Annotated in this window: 17 protein-coding genes; 13 read left to right on the top strand and 4 right to left on the bottom strand. The window is 47.9% G+C overall.

The window, feature by feature from the left end:
• Positions 1 to 39 precede the first annotated feature (39 nt).
• From NSB25_RS04900 to NSB25_RS29635, 3 genes are all read left to right on the top strand, one after another.
• Positions 40 to 1,044, top strand: a complete 1,005-nt coding sequence (locus NSB25_RS04900) for a glycoside hydrolase family 130 protein (RefSeq protein ID WP_103238318.1) — start codon at positions 40 to 42, stop codon at positions 1,042 to 1,044.
• 89 nt (positions 1,045 to 1,133) lie between these two features.
• Positions 1,134 to 4,187 (top strand): type 1 glutamine amidotransferase family protein, encoded by a 3,054-nt coding sequence (locus NSB25_RS04905; RefSeq protein ID WP_242982301.1) that lies wholly within the window; start codon positions 1,134 to 1,136, stop codon positions 4,185 to 4,187.
• A gap of 168 nt (positions 4,188 to 4,355) precedes the next feature.
• Entirely contained in the window at positions 4,356 to 4,652 is a 297-nt protein-coding gene (locus tag NSB25_RS29635; RefSeq protein WP_257479230.1) for a PadR family transcriptional regulator, read from the top strand.
• Here the strand turns inward: NSB25_RS29635 and NSB25_RS04915 are convergent.
• Positions 4,597 to 5,085: a hypothetical protein gene (locus tag NSB25_RS04915; RefSeq protein WP_146039978.1), complete on the bottom strand. Its 489-nt coding sequence runs from the start codon at positions 5,083 to 5,085 to the stop codon at positions 4,597 to 4,599. The two genes, NSB25_RS29635 and NSB25_RS04915, sit on opposite strands and share 56 nt — an antisense overlap.
• A gap of 441 nt (positions 5,086 to 5,526) precedes the next feature.
• Between NSB25_RS04915 and NSB25_RS04920 the strand changes: the two genes are divergently transcribed.
• Together NSB25_RS04920 and NSB25_RS04925 are read left to right on the top strand one after the other, a co-directional pair.
• Complete coding sequence (locus NSB25_RS04920; protein WP_103238322.1) at positions 5,527 to 6,534, top strand: Rpn family recombination-promoting nuclease/putative transposase; 1,008 nt, start codon at positions 5,527 to 5,529, stop codon at positions 6,532 to 6,534.
• Complete coding sequence (locus NSB25_RS04925; protein WP_103238323.1) at positions 6,506 to 7,279, top strand: Rpn family recombination-promoting nuclease/putative transposase; 774 nt, start codon at positions 6,506 to 6,508, stop codon at positions 7,277 to 7,279. Before NSB25_RS04920 ends, NSB25_RS04925 begins: the two co-directional genes overlap by 29 nt.
• 31 nt (positions 7,280 to 7,310) lie before the next feature.
• On the opposite strand, the gene NSB25_RS04930 is transcribed toward NSB25_RS04925, so the two are convergent.
• The 3 genes from NSB25_RS04930 to NSB25_RS04940 all read right to left on the bottom strand — a co-directional run bounded on the left by NSB25_RS04930 (position 7,311) and on the right by NSB25_RS04940 (position 11,682).
• Positions 7,311 to 7,781: a MerR family transcriptional regulator gene (locus NSB25_RS04930; protein WP_103238324.1), complete on the bottom strand. Its 471-nt coding sequence runs from the start codon at positions 7,779 to 7,781 to the stop codon at positions 7,311 to 7,313.
• A 365-nt stretch (positions 7,782 to 8,146) separates the two neighbouring features.
• A complete protein-coding gene (locus NSB25_RS04935) occupies positions 8,147 to 9,934 on the bottom strand; it encodes an ABC transporter ATP-binding protein (RefSeq protein WP_103238326.1) in 1,788 nt (595 codons plus the stop codon).
• Positions 9,931 to 11,682, bottom strand: coding sequence for an ABC transporter ATP-binding protein (locus tag NSB25_RS04940; protein ID WP_257479231.1), 1,752 nt, complete (start codon positions 11,680 to 11,682; stop codon positions 9,931 to 9,933). Before NSB25_RS04940 ends, NSB25_RS04935 begins: the two co-directional genes overlap by 4 nt.
• Before the next feature lie 330 nt (positions 11,683 to 12,012).
• Between NSB25_RS04940 and acpP the strand changes: the two genes are divergently transcribed.
• From acpP to NSB25_RS04980, 8 genes are all read left to right on the top strand, one after another.
• On the top strand, positions 12,013 to 12,246 hold the full coding sequence (gene acpP / locus NSB25_RS04945) for an acyl carrier protein (RefSeq protein WP_103238328.1): 234 nt from the start codon (positions 12,013 to 12,015) through the stop codon (positions 12,244 to 12,246).
• Between the two features lie 20 nt (positions 12,247 to 12,266).
• Entirely contained in the window at positions 12,267 to 13,211 is a 945-nt protein-coding gene (fabK, locus tag NSB25_RS04950) for an enoyl-[acyl-carrier-protein] reductase FabK (protein WP_103238329.1), read from the top strand.
• Positions 13,212 to 13,241: 30 nt separating this feature from the next.
• Complete coding sequence (fabD, locus tag NSB25_RS04955; protein ID WP_103238330.1) at positions 13,242 to 14,156, top strand: ACP S-malonyltransferase; 915 nt, start codon at positions 13,242 to 13,244, stop codon at positions 14,154 to 14,156.
• Between the two features lie 140 nt (positions 14,157 to 14,296).
• On the top strand, positions 14,297 to 15,052 hold the full coding sequence (gene fabG, locus NSB25_RS04960) for a 3-oxoacyl-[acyl-carrier-protein] reductase (RefSeq protein WP_103238478.1): 756 nt from the start codon (positions 14,297 to 14,299) through the stop codon (positions 15,050 to 15,052).
• 54 nt (positions 15,053 to 15,106) lie between these two features.
• The gene (fabF, locus tag NSB25_RS04965; protein WP_103238479.1) at positions 15,107 to 16,342 is read left to right on the top strand and encodes a beta-ketoacyl-ACP synthase II; all 1,236 of its coding nucleotides are present in this window, start codon (positions 15,107 to 15,109) and stop codon (positions 16,340 to 16,342) included.
• Positions 16,343 to 16,546: 204 nt separating this feature from the next.
• A complete protein-coding gene (gene fabZ, locus NSB25_RS04970; RefSeq protein WP_103238331.1) occupies positions 16,547 to 16,975 on the top strand; it encodes a 3-hydroxyacyl-ACP dehydratase FabZ in 429 nt (142 codons plus the stop codon).
• Positions 16,976 to 16,988: 13 nt separating this feature from the next.
• Positions 16,989 to 18,785, top strand: a complete 1,797-nt coding sequence (locus NSB25_RS04975; protein ID WP_330406031.1) for an acetyl-CoA carboxylase carboxyltransferase subunit alpha — start codon at positions 16,989 to 16,991, stop codon at positions 18,783 to 18,785.
• Between the two features lie 74 nt (positions 18,786 to 18,859).
• On the top strand, positions 18,860 to 19,825 hold the full coding sequence (locus NSB25_RS04980) for a beta-ketoacyl-ACP synthase III (RefSeq protein WP_103238332.1): 966 nt from the start codon (positions 18,860 to 18,862) through the stop codon (positions 19,823 to 19,825).
• Positions 19,826 to 19,863: the final 38 nt, after the last annotated feature.

Consider the following 19,863-nt stretch of genomic DNA (forward strand, 5'->3'; position numbering starts at 1 on the left):
GCAGAATACAGAAATCAGTGAATACAGGAGGAAAAGTATATGGCTAAGATGTTGCCGGAATTGAAATCAAGTAAGGCGATAACCCGCTATAACAATGGCAAACCGGTGTTAAGCAAAAAGGATATTCCTTATGAGGCAGACTGCACTTTTAATGCAGGTGTCATTAAGTACCATGGAAGATATATAATGGCATTTCGGAACGACTATCAGTTTGATGGAGTGGGGGCATTCGGCAAATGTATAATAGGCATTGCTTTTTCGCAGGATGGGATCCGCTGGGAGGTGCAGGAGAAGCCATTCCTGACAGTAGAGGATATGGGTAATCCTGATGTTACGAGAGTGTATGACCCGCGTCTTACAGTGATCGAGGATAAATGCTATCTTTGTTTTGCAGTGGATACTACCCACGGGCTGCGCGGGGGCATTGCAGTGACAAATGATTTCAAGTCCGTTGAGGTATTATGCCTGACGGTGCCGGATAATCGGAATATGGTGTTGTTCCCTGAAAAGATCGGTGGGAAATATGTACGACTGGAGCGACCTTTTCCCGTGTATTCCAGAGGCGGAACTGACCGGTTTGATATCTGGATGTCAACATCACCAGACTTAAAATACTGGGGGGAGTCAAAACTGCTCCTGGGAGTGGAGGATATTCCTTTTGCCAATAATAAAATCGGACCGGGCGCACCTCCGGTAAAGACAGATGCAGGATGGCTTACATTATTCCATACGGTGGATATTGACAGGAAAAGAGGAAAAAACGGGTGGGAGGCCTGCTGGCAGAAACGGTACTGCGCAGGGATTATGCTGCTTGATTTGGAGGAACCATGTAAAATTGTGGGTATATATAAGGAACCACTTATTGCCCCGGAAACGGAATATGAGGTTGAAGAAGGTTTCAGAACCAATGTTATTTTTCCGGGAGGCCTTATTTTGGAGGATGATGGGACGGTAAAAATTTACTACGGAGCTTCTGATACCGTAGAATGTATGGCAACCGCCAGATTGGAGGATTTGATTCAGTTATGCAGGCCGATCGATTAAGTGATTTTGAGTTAGAGAATTTAGAGAGAGAGTTTCAAAATCCGTCTTCTCAATATAGGGGAACTCCTTTTTGGGCATGGAACTGTGATATGACAGAGGCGAAGGTGATACATACCCTGGCGGACTTTCAAAAAATGAGAATGGGAGGCGCATATCTGCACAGTAGGACAGGCATGAATATGCCTTATCTTGGGAAAAAGTTTATGGATATGGTACTTTTTGCCCATGAAAAAGCAATGGAGCTTGGATTGAAAATCTGTCTGTATGATGAAGATAGATGGCCTTCCGGATATGCCGGCGGGTTAGTAACAAAGAATGAAGCATATCGCAGCCGTTTTCTGCTATTTTCACCCAGCGAGCTTACACAGGACGAATTATGGGAAGAGCCGGTAAACAGAGCAAGTGCACAGGCTGCACCGGGTAAAAAGAGAAGATTAATTGCACGGTATCGAGTGAAGCTGACAGACGGCTGGTTGTCCGAATACAAAAGGATTAAGAGTGAAGAAAAGTTACAGGAAGAATGGAAGAAAGATGGCTGGAAAATTTGGTACGCTTATTTGGAAATCAGTGGAGACAGCCCCTGGTTCAATAACCAGTCCTATGTGGATACCTTGAATCCTCAGGCAATCCGTGAGTTTATTCATATCACCTATGAAACGTATGAAAAGGTGCTGGGAAAGGAGTTTGGAAAAAGTGTTCCAATGATTTTTACTGACGAGCCTCAATTTACTTTTAAGACTCAGCTGGGATATGCAGAGGAGGAAAAGTGTCAGACCATCCCATATACGGATGATTTTGAAGAAACTTACAAGGCAACCTACGGGGAGGGATTTTTGGATTATCTGCCGGAGATTTTCTGGGATTTGCCGAATAATCAGATATCTGTACATCGGTACCGTTATCATGACCATGTTTGCCAGCGCTTTACTGAAAGCTATGCGGATCAAATTGGCAGATGGTGTGAGGAACATGGTATTTTGCTGACCGGCCATATGATGCGGGAACCTTTTCTGGAATGCCAGACGATGGCATTAGGGGAGGCTATGCGTTCTTACCGTTCCTTTGGGATACCTGGAATGGATATTTTGTGTGACCGCAGAGAACTCACTACGGCAAAGCAGGTGCAGAGTGCTGTGCACCAGTTCAATGCACCGGGAATGACCAGTGAAATTTATGGAGTGACCAATTGGGATTTTGATTTTCGGGGGCATAAAATGGCAGGAGACTGGCAGGCGGCATTGGGGGTAACCTGCCGAGCCCATCATCTTACATGGACATCTATGAGTGGAGAGGCCAAAAGAGATTATCCGGCATCTATAGGACATCAGTCGCCCTGGTATGAGGAGTATTCTTATATAGAGGACTATTTTGCCAGATTGAATACTGTACTGACCAGGGGAAAGCCGTGTGTAAAAGTTGCTGTGATACATCCGATTGAATCTTACTGGCTCTACTGGGGTACCCGGGAGCACACGGATGAAATTCGCAGAGAGAGGGAAGAAAACTTTGTAAATCTGGTAAGATGGCTTCTTCTTGGCCTTATAGATTTTGATTTTCTTTCTGAATCCCTGCTGGAAGATTTTGTACAGGAGGATCAGGAAGGGTTCCAGGCCGGAGCCATGAAATATGATGTGGTATTAATACCTGATTGTATGACTCTGCGCAGAAGCACCCTGGAGAGACTTAGGGAATTTAGAAGCCGGGAAGGTAAAGTGATTTTTGCAGGGAGGATTCCGGAGCTTGTAGATGGCATGCCTGATGTGGAAGTGGTTGAGTTTGCTGGTCGCTGCTCTCAAATCCGATATTCCAGGCAGGCAATCCTGGAAGCTTTAGAGCCTTACCGGAGTTTGGATATTCGTGACAGTGCTGGGAAAAGAAGTGCAAATCTGTTATACCAGATGAGAGAAGAGGGAACAGAAAGATGGCTGTTCGTGGCCCATTGTGAAAAGCCGGAAAATCCTGATTTGGCGGAAGCGGAAGCACTACATTTTACCGTGCCGGGGAATTTTGAACTGGAAAAGTATGATGCACTTACTGGAAGTATAAAGAGACATCCTGCTAAATATGAAAAGGGGAAAACCCACTGGAAAGAAGTTTCTTATGAACATGATTCCTTTTTGTACCGTTTATTTCCCTGTGGTGAGCAGGTTCTGGCAGAAACGACGGAAAGCGGAAAAGGAGAAAGAGCAGAAAAAGTACAAAAGGTAAGGATACCCTGCTTAGTGCCGGTAACTGTCCATGAACCGAATGTTTTACTGCTGGACCGTGCGGAGTACGCCTTTGATGAAGAAAGCTGGAACGATGAGGAGGATATATTACGAATTGATAATAAGTTCCGGGAAAAATCAGGGATGCCTCTCCGTACAGAGGCTTTTGCCCAGCCCTGGGTGGAAACCGATGCCGAAAGTAAGGAGAGGGAGAAAGAGAAGCATATATTGCATTTAAGATTTCGGGTCGAGGCTATGCAGAAGATAGAGGAAGCTTTGCTGGCACTGGAGCAGCCTGAGCATACGAAAGTGCAGTGGAATGGAAAAGCTGTAGAGATAAATGTTTCGGGCTGGTATGTAGATGAGGATATCAAAACCATAAAGCTGGGTGAAGTAAAATCAGGTTTGAATATATTGGAGCTCGAAATAGTTTTTAATGGGAAGATTCCCGTTGAAAATGTATATTTATTAGGAGATTTTGGTGTTAATCTGCGTGGGAGACAAACATATATTACGGAACCGGTCAGGGAACTTGCTTTTGGTGATTTATGCGGTCAGGGCCTGCCTTTTTACGGGGGCAATATATCTTATCATGTAGATTTTGAACTGGAAAGCTCCGTAGAGGATATAGAAATTCAGATATCCAAATTCCGTGCGCCGGTAATCTGTGTAAAGATGGATGGAATAGATGTGGGAAGAATTGCTTTTTCACCTTATTGTTTAAGAACCGGGCGATTGGATAAGGGACAGCACCATTTGGAACTGATTGTTTATGGTAATCGTGTCAATACATTTGGGCCTGTTCATAACTGTAATCAAACGGAAATATGGATTGGACCGGATGCCTGGAGAACTGTTGGAACATCATGGTCATATGAGTATCAGTTAAAATCTACAGGTATTTTGATTAGTCCGGTGATAACAACATGGAACTGAATGAAGTACTGTGACAAGTTTGCTGGTTCGTTACATTGAGATGGCTTTAGAGAGAGGATGCGGTAGTATACATCAGAAATAATTGTGGCGCTGGTGAAGATGACATGGTTTAAGGATTGTGACAAGTGGTAGATTTTAGTTGTATGTCTGCCACTTTTTTATGTACTTTTGAATTATCAGGACATGACAGGCTATGAGATCAATACGGTTTTCCGGGATTCTCTGCATTACTTCTGGAACACGCGGACCAGCCAGATTTACCGCGAACTGCAGACTCTGGAACGGAATGCATGGGTCTCGAAAACCTATGTGCCCCAGCAGGGAAAGCCGGATAAAAATATATATACAATTACGGAAGCAGGCCGGAATGAGCTGTTGAAATGGCTTTCGGAGGGAGAAGCGGAGGTAGTCAACGCTTCGTTCCATGGGCCGGTATTTTGTCCACATGGTATTTCCTGCGCATAACCGATGGGATGATTTCTACACCGTTGCGGAAACAGGCATATTTCCTGAGTTCTTCCGTTTGCATGTATCTTACCTGCTTCGCACGGCCCACTGTTTTCCATGAAATTTCCTTCAGAGCGGTGTTTTTAAACATCCGGGGATTATAACTGCATTTCAACGGAACCTGGCCATGAATACATTTGAGAAGCCTGCCTTTTTCTCCTACGCCTTCCACCACATTTCCCACATACCCTATGTGCTTCCTTCCTCCCTTGTTCCGGAAGGTTGCTTCCGGATCGGATGGATTGGGCAGCGTTTTCGACGGTTCCTCTATTTCCTCTTTCCTGCGCAGCCTGCGTTTTCCGTCATCTTGCAGGATTGCTCTTTCTTTCATCAGACGGATGAGCAGCTGATATTCACTGGTATTGTCAAATGCTCCTGTGGTTATCATCATCTTTCTCCAGATAGTGCTGCAGGCCTTCCAGCAGCGGGACCTTACGACGGTCCATGATTTTCGCAAGGTTGGACGCACCTCAGGCCCTTCAAGGTCCTTGCAGGAATCCCAGCCCCGTGAACTAAACGCGAAGTTATCCGAATTACCGCCCCAAAATCAGGGGACAAAAATTGCGTATAAAAATCCACCTGAAAATCGGCCACAACCATCAAAAATCTGTTGCAATTTACCCTGAATTGTGTTAACCTGTTCTCAGGCAAAGAATTCTGAATTCTGTTATCTGTCTGAAGGCTGTCCAAAGCCTTTCATGTAAGTTCAAACTTCTTGCCGGGTGAAACCCAAATTCCAAATTAGAAACCATAGACCACGGCAGGAAGGAGGAAGTGCTTTCCTGCGTACCGCACAGAGAGAAGAACCTCTCTCAGAAAGGAAAGACTGCCCATGGGCGAAAGAAGCAGTTTACAGAAGATTGCAGTGGATATGCCCCACGATAAGGGATACCGTAAAAGACTGTCAAACCCAGAGGAATTCCTGCATTTTCTCAGGAAGTATGTGAGTGATGACTGGACGAAAGAGCTGGAGGTCTCAGACTTAAGCCTCTGCGACACCAGAATGCTGGAAAAGGATTATGAAGGCAGGGAGGCGGACCTGATTTACAAGGCCCATCTGCCGGGGGACAGGGACGTTTTTATCTTTATTCTGCAGGAGCTGCAGTCCACGGTGGACTACACCATGATTTTCAGAGTTCTGATGTATGTGGTAAACACACTGTTAAAGCATTTCCTGAACACATCGAAGAATGAACGGGAGAAAGCCGGATTTCGGCTGCCTGCCATGGTGCCGGTTATTTTCTATAACGGCCAGGAGAGCTGGACCGCGGTGAAAAGCCTGAAAGAATACCAGAACTGCGGGGACCTGTTCGGGAGTCGTATTCTTAATATGGAGTACTATCTGATTGATTTATCGAAGATTGAGGAGAACTATATTCTGTCTACCAATACGGTATTAGATAATATTATGTACTGTGATAAGTTCAGAAAAGGAACTGAGCTGGCGGAGGCTATCCGCACATCATACGAAAGAACAGAAGCTTTGGGGGCACAGGAGAAAGAAGAGTTCCGAAGCTGGGTGAAATACATTCTGCTGTCGGTCTGCGGGAATAAGGCGGCAGTGGTGGAGGAGATCCTGAGCTGGACGGGAAAGGGGAAGGATGATATGGCATTTAAGTATAACATCATCAAAGCATTTGAAGACGAGCGGGCCGAAGGCGAGGCGATCGGTGAACTTCGGAAAGTAATCAGTCTGGTTCGGAAGAAAGTCTCCAGGAATATGTCTGCGGAAGAGATTGCAGACATGCTGGAAGAAGACATTCATCTTGTGGTTCGGATATGTGATGCACTGAAAAAGCATCCGGACTGGGATGATGAAAAGATCGGCGAGTTATTGTAATTTTATCGATGCATACAGGGGTTATTATGAACGAAACATGCTGTTAAAGCATTTCCTGAATACACCGAAGGATGAGCGGGAGAGAGCCGGATTTCGGTTGCCAGCCATGGTGCCGATCATTTTCTATAACGGTCAGGAGAGCTGGACTGCAGTGAAAAGCCTGAAAGAATACCAGAACTGCGGCGACCTGTTCGGGGATCACGTCCTGAACCTGAAGTATTATCTGATAGATCTGTCGAAGCTTGAAGAGAAGTATATTCTTTCGACAAATACAGTACTGGATAATATTATGTACTGCGATAAATTCAGAAAGAGGGCGGAACTGACGGAGGCTATCCGTACAGCGTACCAGAGAATGGAATCTTTGGGGGCACAGGAGAAAGAGGAATTTCACAACTGGGTGAAATACATACTGCTGTCAGTCTGCGGGAACAGGGAGACAGTGATGGAGGAAATCCTGAGCTGGACAGAGAATGGAGAGTATGATATGGCGTTTAAGTATAATATCATCAGAATGTTTGAGGAGGAACGGGCCGAGGGTGAAGCAATTGGTGAGGCCCGAGGCCGGGCCGAAGCTGTCCTTGACCTGCTGACGGAAAAGGGACCGGTCCCAGAGGGACTGAGAGAGGAAATATCCGCGCAGAGAGATCTGAGCATTTTGAGGCAATGGCTTAAGCTGGCAGCCCGGGTCAGAACAACCGACGAATTTCAGGACCGAATGCAGTCTGTGGATACGGACTCGTGAAAGAAATGTGTGCTTTACACAGCCACAGATTTTATAACCACAAGGCTTCGCTTAGAACTTTCTGTGCTCTGACGTCTTCAAGGCATACCATCTTTACCAACAGCCACGCCCGTTCTTCTTCTGTCATTTCCGTAATCTTCTGCGCTGCGGGGGAGACCTGGAGATTTTTGATCATCTCGCCCAGGCATTCCTCTTTGTATCTGGCGCTGTTCATGGTTTCCAGCCAGGCCTGCCGCTTCTTTTCAAGCATTTCAAGCAATGTTGCTTTCTCTGCTTTTCCGTCGATAATCCTTTTGATTTCGTCCAAGGAAAAGCCCAATGCCTTTAGTTCCAACAGCGCATTTAACTGCTGCACCTGTGCGGCCGAGTAATAACGGTATCCGTTGGCGTCGTCCACTTTCACAGGCTGAATAATCCCTTTCTTTTCATATAAACGGATTGCCTTTCTGGAGATACCGAAAAAGTCCGCGATTTCTCCAATCATCATAAGGTCATTTTTCATAAATTTTTCTCCTGAATTAAGTCGCTGCGCGACGGCTCTAAAGGGTAAAGATTTGGTTTCAAACTCATCCCATGGGATACTGTCGCTTGGTCTGTACGTGGCTTTTTACTCCATTTCGCGGTAAGATTCGGGGTAAAACTGCAGGGAAAATCGATGCCCGGAAGCAGAACCCCTGCAATTATTTTATCATAAATATGCTGAAAAATCAGCAAAACTATATCAAAGTTCGCAGCATCAGAGGCTGCATCTGGTTCATCATGGATGCTGCCAAACGTTCTGTCATTGGCTATCGTATATCTTCCGAGCGTGATGTTGGCGCCTGCATTCCTGCAAAACAGCTGTTTTCTTCCTATTATACGTTCCTGTTAAGCATTCTGATTCTCATACCACTGTGCCTGTGACATGAACAAAACATAATATGTGCCTTTTTTATGAATCAGCTCATCATGGGTTCCGATTTCTGCAACACGGCCATTTTCCATAACAACGATTCTGTCTGCAATTCTGGCACTTCCGAGTCTGTGCGTTACAAGCACCGTTGTTCTTTCATCGGATATCTCTTTGAACTTCTTATATATCTTTGTCTCCTCAATGGGATCGATTGCTGCAGTAGGCTCGTCCAAAACGATTACCTTACTGTCTCTGTTGATGCCTCTTGCAATGGATACCCTCTGCCACTGTCCGCCTGAAAGGTCTACGCCGTCAAACTCACGGGAAAGCATTGTTTCCAAACCGTCGGGATAAGACTGTGATTCAATATCCACATCCGCTTTCTTTAAGGTTTCCAGCAGAGTTCCGTCTTCCCTTTCCGTATCAGGATCGCTGATCATAACATTTTCACGAAGAGTCATCTGATATTTCTGGAATTTCTGGAATACGCCGGACATAAGTCCGTAAAGGCTCGATGGCTTAATATCCTTTGTGGGTATACCGTCTAATGTCACACTGCCGCCGGTGGGCTGATATATCCCTGTAATCAGTCTCACGAGAGTTGATTTTCCGGCTCCGTTATGTCCCACAATTGCAATGGTCTCACCCTTGTCAATCGTCAGATTGACATCTGTCAGAGATTCCTCTTTTGCTCCCGGATATGTAAAGGAAACATTCTTAAGCTCAATCTTTTCACAGAAATCATTTACCTTTGTTTCACCGTCTGTTTCTGGCATATCTATGAAATCGAGAAGGTTGTTGATCGAACCGCTGTTCTTACCTATATCGCCCACAAGATGAATCATTTCTCCCACCATTTCCTGTATCTTTACGATTGCCGTGAATATTGCGGCAAATGTACCCGCCGTAATATCACCTGTAAGCAATGCTTTAACAAAAAGCAGAAGGACAGCCAGATAACCCGCAAGGCCTATGCCTTTTCCCGCAAGATCAAACAGACAGGCTCTCTTTGCCACCTTAAGGCTTTTCTTATTCAGAACAACCATTGTGTCATAATAAAGCCTCTTAAAATAGTTCGTTACGCCCAGGATTCTCGTTTCCTTGAAATATTCCTTGGAGCAGATGGTGCTCTCATAATAATCATAGGATCTTCTCAGCGGAGCAATCTCATCCTCAAGATTAGCGTACATACTTACCTGCACAAGCTTTGTCAGAAGACAGGGCATCATGGAAATAACAATTACGATTGCCAGAATCGGCTTAATAGTAAAAATCCATATTCCCATAAACAGCACATAGGGCAGAAAAAATGCCATCATCATGATAAATGAAAATACCATGTTGAAGATATTATTGATTCCCATCTCGGCCTTGTTGATGCTGTCCAGAGTTGACGCATTTTCATATTCGATGGCTCCAATTTTAGATATCTTAAGATGAACCTTCTGCATCAATTTTCCGATAACCTTCTGGTTAAATGGCAGATACAGGAAATTGTTAAGTGCGTTAACAAGCTCTGCCAGAATAATAACCACGCCGTACACAATAAGAGAAATGTATATGGTCTTTATGCTTCCGCCTGTATTTATTACTTCACTGGTGGTATTATAAAACTTCTGCAGAAACAAAATCTTTACTGCCCATGACAAGCCATGGAGTATTGTAACTACAATGAACAATCCAAAAAAGAAGGGTGTTGCCTTAAATACAAGAGGCGTTATTCTCTTAAGTATCTTAATGGGACTTATTTTCTTTTCACTCATTGATACCACCTCCTCTGACTGTCATACATCGTATAGTAAAGCTGCTTTGCAGCCATTAGCTCACTATGCGTTCCCTGTTCCTCTACATGTCCGTTATCAATTACGTAAATGTAGTCTGCCAGCTTAACCGAGCCCAGTCTGTGACTGAAGAACAATGTGGTTCTTCCTTCACAGAGCTTTGCAAATTCACTATAAAGGTTACTTTCCGCAATGGGATCCAAAGCGGCTGTGGGTTCATCCAGTACACGAATCGGTGCTTCACTTACAAAGCATCTTGCAAGGGCAATTCTCTGCCATTCACCGCCGGAAAGATCCTTGCCTTCTTGTGCCAGCTTACCCAGCAATGTATCCTTACCATCCTCAAGGCCTTCAATAACCGAGTCCAGTTTAAGGGCAGTTATGGCATTGCTGATTGCTTCATCATCCGCTCCGCCAACGCATCCTATGGCAATATTATCCCAGATTGAAATTGAATACCTTGCAAAGTCCTGATAAACAACTGAATAAAAGGCTTTAAGCTGAGCTGCCGTATATTCTCTAAGGTCTCTTCCGTTAATAAGTATCCTGCCCTCATAATCCTGATAAAGACCTGTCAGAAGTTTGGCAATGGTACTCTTTCCCGCTCCGTTTGCTCCAACGAAGGCATAATGCCTGCCGGCTTCTATCTTCATATTCATATCCTTAAGAATATAGGTTTCCGTACCGGGATATTTGAAGGTTACATTCCTGAATTCCAAAGACTTAAATTCTATACCGCCTTCAGGCACGGCATCCGCATTATCATACTGTTCAAATGCTGCAAACTTTGTAATCTCCTTAAGGTATTCGATATGTGTGGATACAGCCTCGATTAATCTTGTGAGTGACCATGACATGGTGTGTACAAGATCAAAGGTTGCATTTATCAGTGAAAAGAACATACCGATTGTAATAATTCCCGTTGCAACAGGGTTGATAAGCATTGCTGCAATAAAGGTACACAGAAATGCTGTTATCATACTTCCGGATTTAAGCTTTACAAACCATTTGGCACGTGTTCTTGTTTCCATTTTTCTGGAAATCTCATACTGCTCAAACCACTTGTCATTAAGCTTTTCGTTATATCCGAATACCGTTCTCTCATCAACATTTTCTCTTCCCGTCATTACGGTGGTGAGATATTTGTATTTTCTCTGATATTTGGTAATCTCTTTATTGGCCTCATAGGTTGCCTTTCCGCTTATGAACGAAAGATAGAGAAGCGGTACGGCAACAGCTATAATAATCAGTGCAACCCAGGCAATCTGTGTAATAAGGACAATAAGAAGTCCCGCAATTGTCATAAACAGCGATATCAGATTGACTACATTTGTAAAGCCGTCGATAAACTTATGCTCCATTGTGTCGGCAACACGGTTCATTAAATCCATACTGTCCGTATTTTCAATATACTTGAACTCAATCTTTGAACATTTTTCAACATATGCACCCTTAAGACTGACCCTCATATCCATCTCGATTTTGTTGGCAAGATATGCCTTTATGGGCCCAACAACCCATTGATATGCTATAATCCCGATAACAATCGCCAGTGAAATATATACCGCTCTTTTTGTTGCGGAGCCGTCTATAAGTCCCAGCGCATTATCAATAAATCTTGCATTAATAATAACCTGGTAGGTTGGCAGAATTGCAACAGCAAGAGACAGAATCAAATACAATATCGTACACACGGGTGAACTGATTATAGAAATTTTCAGGGAATCCAAATATGTATACTTTTTTTCTCAAAACGTACTTTCTTCATTTTCCTCTCCTAAATTAAGTGTCTGCTTTCTGTGGTATGGCAATGACTTTGCAGAATTCATTTCACAACCAGCATAAGCTATGTCCCAGGGACAAGGTCAAGCAGAAAAACAAGTTTCTCACCGCTGATATTTTTGCATAAATTTTTTATTCTCTATTGACATTTTCTTCAGTCGGGGTTATCATCTTTAAAAGTTTGAAAATCAAATAATTTGAAAATCAAATAAATTGAATTTCGAACTATCATACATAGAATTGAAAACCACATTTGAAAAGGTAAAAGGAGAGAAAAAATGTTCGAGAAATTAAAGGCTGTAATCGAAGAAAACTTAAGCGTGGAAGGAGCAGAGATTACGGAGAACACTGATTTTAAGGAAGATCTGGGGGCGGATTCTCTCGATTTGTTCGAGCTGGTGATGGCGCTGGAGGAGGAATTTGGCATTGACATTCCCTCCGAGGATCTGGAGAAACTGGCCACAGTGGGAGATGTGATGAAATATCTGGCAGACAAAGGTGTGGATCTGTAATCTGCGGACAGGGACAGAATATGAAGACAAGAATAACGAAACTTTTGGGAACAGAATATCCGGTGATTCAGGGGGGAATGGCCTGGGTGGCGGAATACCATCTGGCCGCGGCCGTCTCGGAAGCAGGGGGCTTCGGTATCATCGGCGCCGGCGGCGCGCCTGCAGAGTTTGTGCGGGAACAGATCAGAAAGTGCAGAGAGCTGACAGATAAACCTTTTGGTCTGAATATCATGCTGATGAATCCGGAGGCGGAGGCCATAGCACAGGTGGCCGCAGAAGAGAAAGTGTGCGCGGTGACCACCGGAGCAGGCAATCCGGGCAGATACATGACTCTGTGGAAGGAAAACGGAGTGAAAGTGATTCCGGTGGTGGCCAGTGTGGCCATGGCAAAGATGATGGAACGCGGAGGCGCAGACGCCGTGGTGGCAGAAGGAATGGAGTCCGGCGGACATATCGGGGCGGCAACCACTTTTACTCTGGTACCTCAGGTGGTGGATGCCGTGAGTATTCCTGTCATTGCGGCGGGCGGAATCGGGGACGGAAGAGGCCTGGCAGCAGCGTTTATGCTGGGAGCGGAAGCGGTTCAGCTGGGAACCCGCTTTGTGGTGGCAGAGGAATCCATAGTCCATGATAACTACAAGAAGAAGATTGTCGCCGCCAGGGATATTGATTCCGAGGTGACGGGAACAAGCCACGGACATCCGGTTCGTCAGCTCAGGAATCATATGACCCGGGAATATCTGAAGCTGGAAAAAGCCGGCGCGCCTTTTGAAGAGCTGGAACAGATGACTCTGGGGGCATTGAGAAAGGCAGTGGTGGAGGGCGACGTTGTAAACGGAACACTGATGGCGGGCCAGATTGCAGGCCTGATCAGGAAAGAGCAGACATGCGCCGAAATCATCAGTGAGCTGATGGAAGAGAGCAGAAAGCTTCTGGATAGTGCCGGTGAATTGCTGATGGATTGAGACAGGAAGAAAAAGGATAAAAAAGATAAGATGGGAAAGACAGCATTTATATTTCCGGGTCAGGGTGCCCAGTACTGCGGTATGGGAAAGGATTTTTACGATACTTTTGAGACGGCAGAAAATATATATGAAATGGCGGGAGCAGCCGCCGGCCTGGATGTGGGAGCGCTTTGCTTTACGGAAAATGACAGCCTGGATGTGACGAAGTACACACAGATTGCCATGCTGACCACAGAAGTGGCCATTCTGAAGGTACTGGAGGAAAAGGGGGTCAGAGCGGACTGCGCCGCGGGGCTGAGCCTGGGAGAATACGGCGCGCTGGCTGCGGCAAAGGTGATGGAGCTTCCGCAGCTGTTCCGTCTGATATATCTCCGGGGGACTTATATGCAGGAAGCATACCCTGTGGGCGGAGCGATGACTGCCGTGCTGGGACTGGATGCGGAAACAATTCGGAATATCTGCAGGGAGACACAGGGAACGGTGTCTGTGGCAAATGATAACTGTCCGGGACAGATTGTGATTTCCGGGGAAGCACAGGCGGTACAGGAGGCTTCGGCCAGAATGCAGCAGGCGGGGGCAAAGCGCTGTATTCCGCTGAAGGTCAGCGGGCCTTTTCACTCAGAACTGCTGAGAGGAGCAGGGGAGAAGCTGGCGGCGCAGCTGGAGCAGGTTGGCGTGAACCGGCCGGAGATCCCGTATGTCTGCAATGTGGAAGCGGATTATGTCACAGAATGTGAGCCGATTAAGTCCCTTCTGGCAAGGCAGGTATCCTCAACCGTGAGATGGCGGGAGACAATGGAGAGAATGCTGGCCGACGGAGTGGATACTTTCCTTGAAATCGGACCGGGCAGAACGCTGGCAGGTTTCCTGAAAAAAATGAGCCGTGATGTGCGGGTAGTAAATATAGGGAAAGTGGAAGAGATGGAAGCATTTCTGAATTCCTGAGAGCTTGCAGCGGAAGCCGGAAGGGCCGGGGACTGGAGTTCGAAGAATGACAGAGGCGGAATCCACAGAGGAAAGCGTTAAAAGTGACAGAAACAGAAGGACAGAACAGGAAACAGGGACGAAAACAGGTGGAGACAAAAATGGAAGCGGAAAAAGAACTTGCAGGTAAGGTGGCGCTGGTAACCGGTGCCGGCCGGGGAATCGGCAGAGCCATCGCCGGTTTCCTTGCGGAAAAAGGTGCGGTGGTGCTGGTGAACTATAATGGTTCCAGAGAACGGGCATTGGAAGCGGTGAGAGAGATTGAAGAAAACGGAGGGCAGAGCGAGGCGCTTGGCTGCGACGTGTCCGATTTTCAGGCCTGCGGCAGCATGATAGAAGAAATCATCCGAAAATATGGTCGTGTGGACATTCTGGTGAATAATGCAGGGGTTACCAGGGACAATCTGATTGTGCGTATGACGGAGGAAGAGTACGACAGGGTGCTGAATACCAACCTGAAAGGGGCCTTCAATACCATTCGTCATCTGTCCAGACATTTTCTGAAGCAGCGCAGCGGTAAAATCATTAATATTTCTTCTGTGTCCGGTGTGACGGGAAATGCAGGGCAGGCCAATTATTCTGCCTCCAAGGCAGGGCTCATCGGCCTGACGAAAAGTGTTGCCAGAGAACTGGCCGGCAGAGGCATCTGCGCCAATGCTGTGGCGCCGGGATTTATCGACACGGAAATGACAGGTGCGATGCCGGAGAAAGCCAGGGATGCTGCAATTGCATCCATTCCCATGGGCAGACCGGGGAGTACGGCGGATGTGGCCGGACTGGTGGCATTTCTGGCCGGCAGAGGTGCAGATTATATCACAGGTCAGGTTTTCTGTGTGGACGGTGGAATGACAATGTAAACGCGGTCAAAAGCGGGAAAAGGTGCGGTGAACAGGAACCAGATGGGAGCAGAAATGAGAAGAAGAGTAGTCGTTACGGGTATGGGGGCGGTGACCCCCATCGGAATTGGCGTGGAGGAGTTCTGGGCCGGTATCAGACAGGGGAAAGTCGGTTTCGCACCTGTCACAAGGTTTGATACTTCTGATTACAAATGTAAGCTGGCTGCGGAGGTGAAAGACTTTCAGCCGGAAAACTATATGGACAAAAAAGCGGCCAGAAGGATGGAGCTTTTCTGTCAGTATGCGGTGGCAGCGGCGGGAGAGGCCCTTTCGGACGCGGCGCTGGATATGGAAAAGGAGGACGCTTACAGGGTGGGATGCTTTGTGGGCAGCGGTGTGGGCAGCCTCCAGGCAGCGGAGAGAGAGTATGCCCGGCTGACGGAAAAGGGCCCGGGCAGAGTGAATCCGCTGTTCGTGCCGCTGATGATTTCCAATATGGCTGCGGGGAATGTCAGCATTTTCTATGGGCTGAAGGGCAAGAGTCTGAATGTGGCCACAGCCTGTGCCACAGGCACCAATTCCATCGGAGAGGCATTCCGCTCCATTCAATATGGAGAGACGGATGTGTGCGTGGCAGGCGGCGCGGAGGCTGCTGTGACGCCCCTGGGGATTGCCGGCTTCTCCGCGCTGACAGCGCTTTCGGACAGTACCGATCCATACAGGTGCTCCATTCCTTTTGACAGGGAGCGGAGAGGATTTGTCATGGGGGAAGGCGCCGGGATAGTGATTCTGGAAGAGCTGGAACATGCAAGGATGCGCGGGGCGCACATATATGCGGAAGTACTTGGATACGGATGTACTTCCGATGCGTATCATATCACCTCTCCGGCGGAGGATGGTTCCGGCGCCGCCAGAGCCATGCTGAATGCGCTGGAGGACGGTGGTGTGAAGCCGCAGGAGCTGACCTGCATCAACGCCCACGGCACCGGTACGAAACACAATGATCTGGTGGAAACCAGAGCCATAAAGCTGGCGTTCGGCACACATGCCGATGCCCTTAGAATCAATTCCACCAAGTCCATGACGGGACACCTTCTGGGCGCCGCAGGCGCTGTGGAATTCATCGCCTGTGTGAAAGAGATTCAGGAAGGTTTTGTCCATAAAACGGCGGGGCTCAGAGAGACAGAGGAAGAAATGAATCTGGACTACTGCAGAGAAAGCCATGAAGAGGATGTACCTTTTGTACTCAGCAACTCTCTGGGATTCGGGGGACACAACGCCAGTATTCTGGCAGGTAAAATGAGAGACTGACTTTACCCTTTAGGGCTATTGTGTATGCCGAAGGGACTTTACCCTTTAGATCCATCGCGCAGCGATTAAACAGTAAAGTCACAAAGGCACACGAGAGAAAGATTCATGAGAGCACTTTCGAATGAAATCTTCTCTCAGAGGGGTGTGCCGAAGGGACTTTACCCTTTAGAGCCATCGCGCAGCGATTAATATGAGGAGGCACATATGTCATTGTATACAGCCAGGGAAATCATGGATATCATTCCGCATCGATATCCCTTCTTATTGATAGATACCATAGAAGAGCTGGAGCCCGGAGTGAGGGCTCTGGGAAAGAAATGTGTCAGTGTGAATGAACCTTATTTTCAGGGGCATTTTCCGGGGAATCCGGTTATGCCCGGAGTGCTGATTCTGGAGGCGCTGGCCCAGGTGGGAGCGGTGGCCTTTCTGTCTCTGCCGGAATGGAAAGGGCGCACTGCTTACTTTGCGGGAATCGACAGGGCAAAGTTCAGGAAAAAAGTAATTCCCGGAGACGAGCTTTTGCTGGAAACCACAATCATCAGGGTAAAAGGCCCCATGGGTGTGGGCAGGGCTGTTGCCTCTGTGGGGGGCAGAAAAGTGGCGGAAGCGGAACTGACTTTTGCCGTGGGATGAGGAGGCAGACAAAATGATGAGAAAGATCGGAAACGATAGGACATCTGGTAAGAGTCTGCAGAAGGAGAGAAGACTCTCCTTTTTTAAGAAGCGGACAGAAGAACTGCGGACAACGGAGCCTGGGGAAGAGAGCCCGGAAGAGGAAAAAAACATACCGTACCCGGAGAAGGAAGTATATTGGATCCGCTGTCCCAAATGCGGGAAGATGGTGGACCGGGAGAAGGTGGTGAAGCGAAAATATATCTGCTATGAATGCGGAGGCTATTTTCGGGTCAGACTGCAGAACCGGATCCGTATGGTGGCGGACCCGCATACTTTTGAAGAGTGGTTTCCGGAGATGCCTGTGCGGAATCCGCTGGCTTACGAGGGCTATGAGGAAAAGCTGGAGGAAGCCAGGGAGAAGACAGGAATGGAGGAAGCGGTCACGGTGGGACAGTGTAAGGTGTTCGGCGAGGACATTATGCTGGGAATCTGTGATTCCAGGTTTCTGATGGCCAGCATGGGACACAATGTGGGAGAAAAAATTGCTGCGGCCATAGAGCGGGCCATTGAGAAGCGACTGCCGGTATTTCTCTTCTGCTGTTCCGGCGGAGCCAGAATGCAGGAGGGGATTATCTCTCTGATGCAGATGGCGAAAACTGCCGCCGCCATTCAGAGACTGGGGGAAGCAGGGCTGCTCTATTGTACTGTACTCACAGACCCGACCATGGGAGGTGTCACTGCCAGCTTTGCCATGCTGGGAGATGTGATTATGGCGGAACCAGGCGCGCTGATTGGCTTTGCAGGTCCCAGGGTAATCCGGCAGACCATTGGGCAGGAATTGCCGGAGGGATTCCAGACCGCCGAGTTTCTGGTGGAGCATGGCATCGTTGACGGGATTGTGAAGAGAGAAAACCTGAAGAAAACCATCTATTTTCTGGTGAAAGCCCATCAGGGCAGGGAAGGCGAGTATGCCGACTTCACACCGAATATGGAATTTCAGTTTGACGTAAGCGAAATTGTGCGGGAACATATCTGGAAGACGAAGACGGAAAGCGTCTGGGAACGGGTAAAAGCTGCCCGGAGAATAGAACGTCCCTCCGCAGGTGACTATATGACGTACATTTTTGAACATTTTGTGGAAGCACACGGAGACAGGTGCTTTGGGGACGATCCGGCGGTGACGGGAGGAATCGGTTTTCTGGATGGTCAGCCGGTGACTGTGATTGCGGAGCAGAAGGGGAAGGATCTCAGAGAATGTCAGAGACGTAATTACGGTATGCCCAGACCGGAGGGATACCGCAAGGCATTGCGTCTGATGAAGCAGGCAGAGAAATTTCATCGTCCCATCGTCAGCTTTATCAATACTTCCGGCGCGTTCTGCGGCATAGAGGCGGAGGAAAGGGGACAGGGAGAGGCCATTGCCCGTAATCTGCGGGAAATGTCGGCGCTGAAGGTGCCTGTTCTGTGTATCTTTATCGGAGAGGGAGGCAGCGGCGGTGCACTGGCCACGGCGGTGGGCAATGAAGTATGGATGCTGGAAAACGCCACCTATTCCATTCTTTCGCCGGAAGGATTTGCCTCCATTCTGTGGAAAGACTCTTCCAGAGCCAGAGAAGCCAGCGAGATGATGCGGATTACGGCGCAGGATCTGAAGCAGCTGGACGTCATTGAGAAGATCATCCCTGAGTTCGGAGGCGCGGATGAGACCACGGTTCAGGCCATCGGGGAATACCTGAAAGTACAGATCAGGGACTTTCTGGAGCGCTGCAGAGGTCTGTCAGGACAGGAGCTTGCGGATCAGAGGTATGACAGATTTCGGAAATATTGATATCACACGGAAAATCACGATGCTTCGCCTGGATTAAGGGAAGCGGGATAAGACGGGAAAGGACGGACAGGAATATGTCAATCAGGATAACAGGGACGGGGAGCGCACTTCCCGGCAGATATGTGACGAACGAAGAGATTGCCGGTCTGGTGGATACTTCCGATGAGTGGATCAGGGAGCGGACCGGGATCGGCGGAAGATATGTGTCTGTGGGTGAAACCGTTGCGGAGCTTGCGGCCCGGGCCTGCGTTTCGGCCCTGGAGAATGCAGAGAAGGAGGCGGGGGAGGTGGAACTGCTGCTGGTTGCCACCTGCTCGCCGGAAGACACCACTCCCTGCATTGCCTGTCAGGTGCAGGATAAAATCGGAGCCGGCAATGCCGTGGCTTTTGATCTGAACGCGGCCTGTGCGGGCTTTTTGTTTGCCCTGCATACCGCATGGGCCTATGTGGAGGCGGGAATTTACAGAAACGCATTGATTGTGGGAAGTGAAGTACTGTCCAAAATTGTGGACTGGGAGGACAGAGGGACCTGCATTCTGTTCGGAGACGGCGCCGGGGCGGTGTATGTGGAAAAATGCGAATCAGGCGGTGTGCTTGGTTTTGTTCAGCATTCCGACGGGAGCCGGGGCGGCGTGCTGGCCTGTGGATGCAGACAGATCGTCAATCCGTATTTTTCAGGGAAGGCTCAAAACCCTTATATTCGAATGGACGGGCGGGAAATATTTACTTTTGCGGTGCGCCAGGTGCCCATGGCTGTGGAGGAAGCGCTGGACAGGGCGGGGCTGACTGTTCCGGAGGTGGAGCTTTTCGTACTCCATCAGGCTAACCGGCGCATTATAGAGGGAATTGCCAGAAGGCTTTCCGTGAGCCTGGAAAAATTTCCCATGAATCTTCAGAAGGTAGGAAATACTTCTTCCGCGGCGATTCCGCTTCTGCTGGATGAGCTGAACAGAGAAGGCAGACTCCGGGAAGGGATGAAACTGGTGCTTTCCGGATTCGGTGCCGGGCTGACTTACGGGGCCTGTGTGCTGGAGTGGTGATGGTAAGTTGCTATTGACTTTTGGCGGAAACTTGGTAA

Origin of the sequence: Acetatifactor muris (genome assembly GCF_024623325.1) — a bacterium.
Taxonomy (GTDB): Bacteria; Bacillota; Clostridia; order Lachnospirales; family Lachnospiraceae; genus Acetatifactor; species Acetatifactor muris.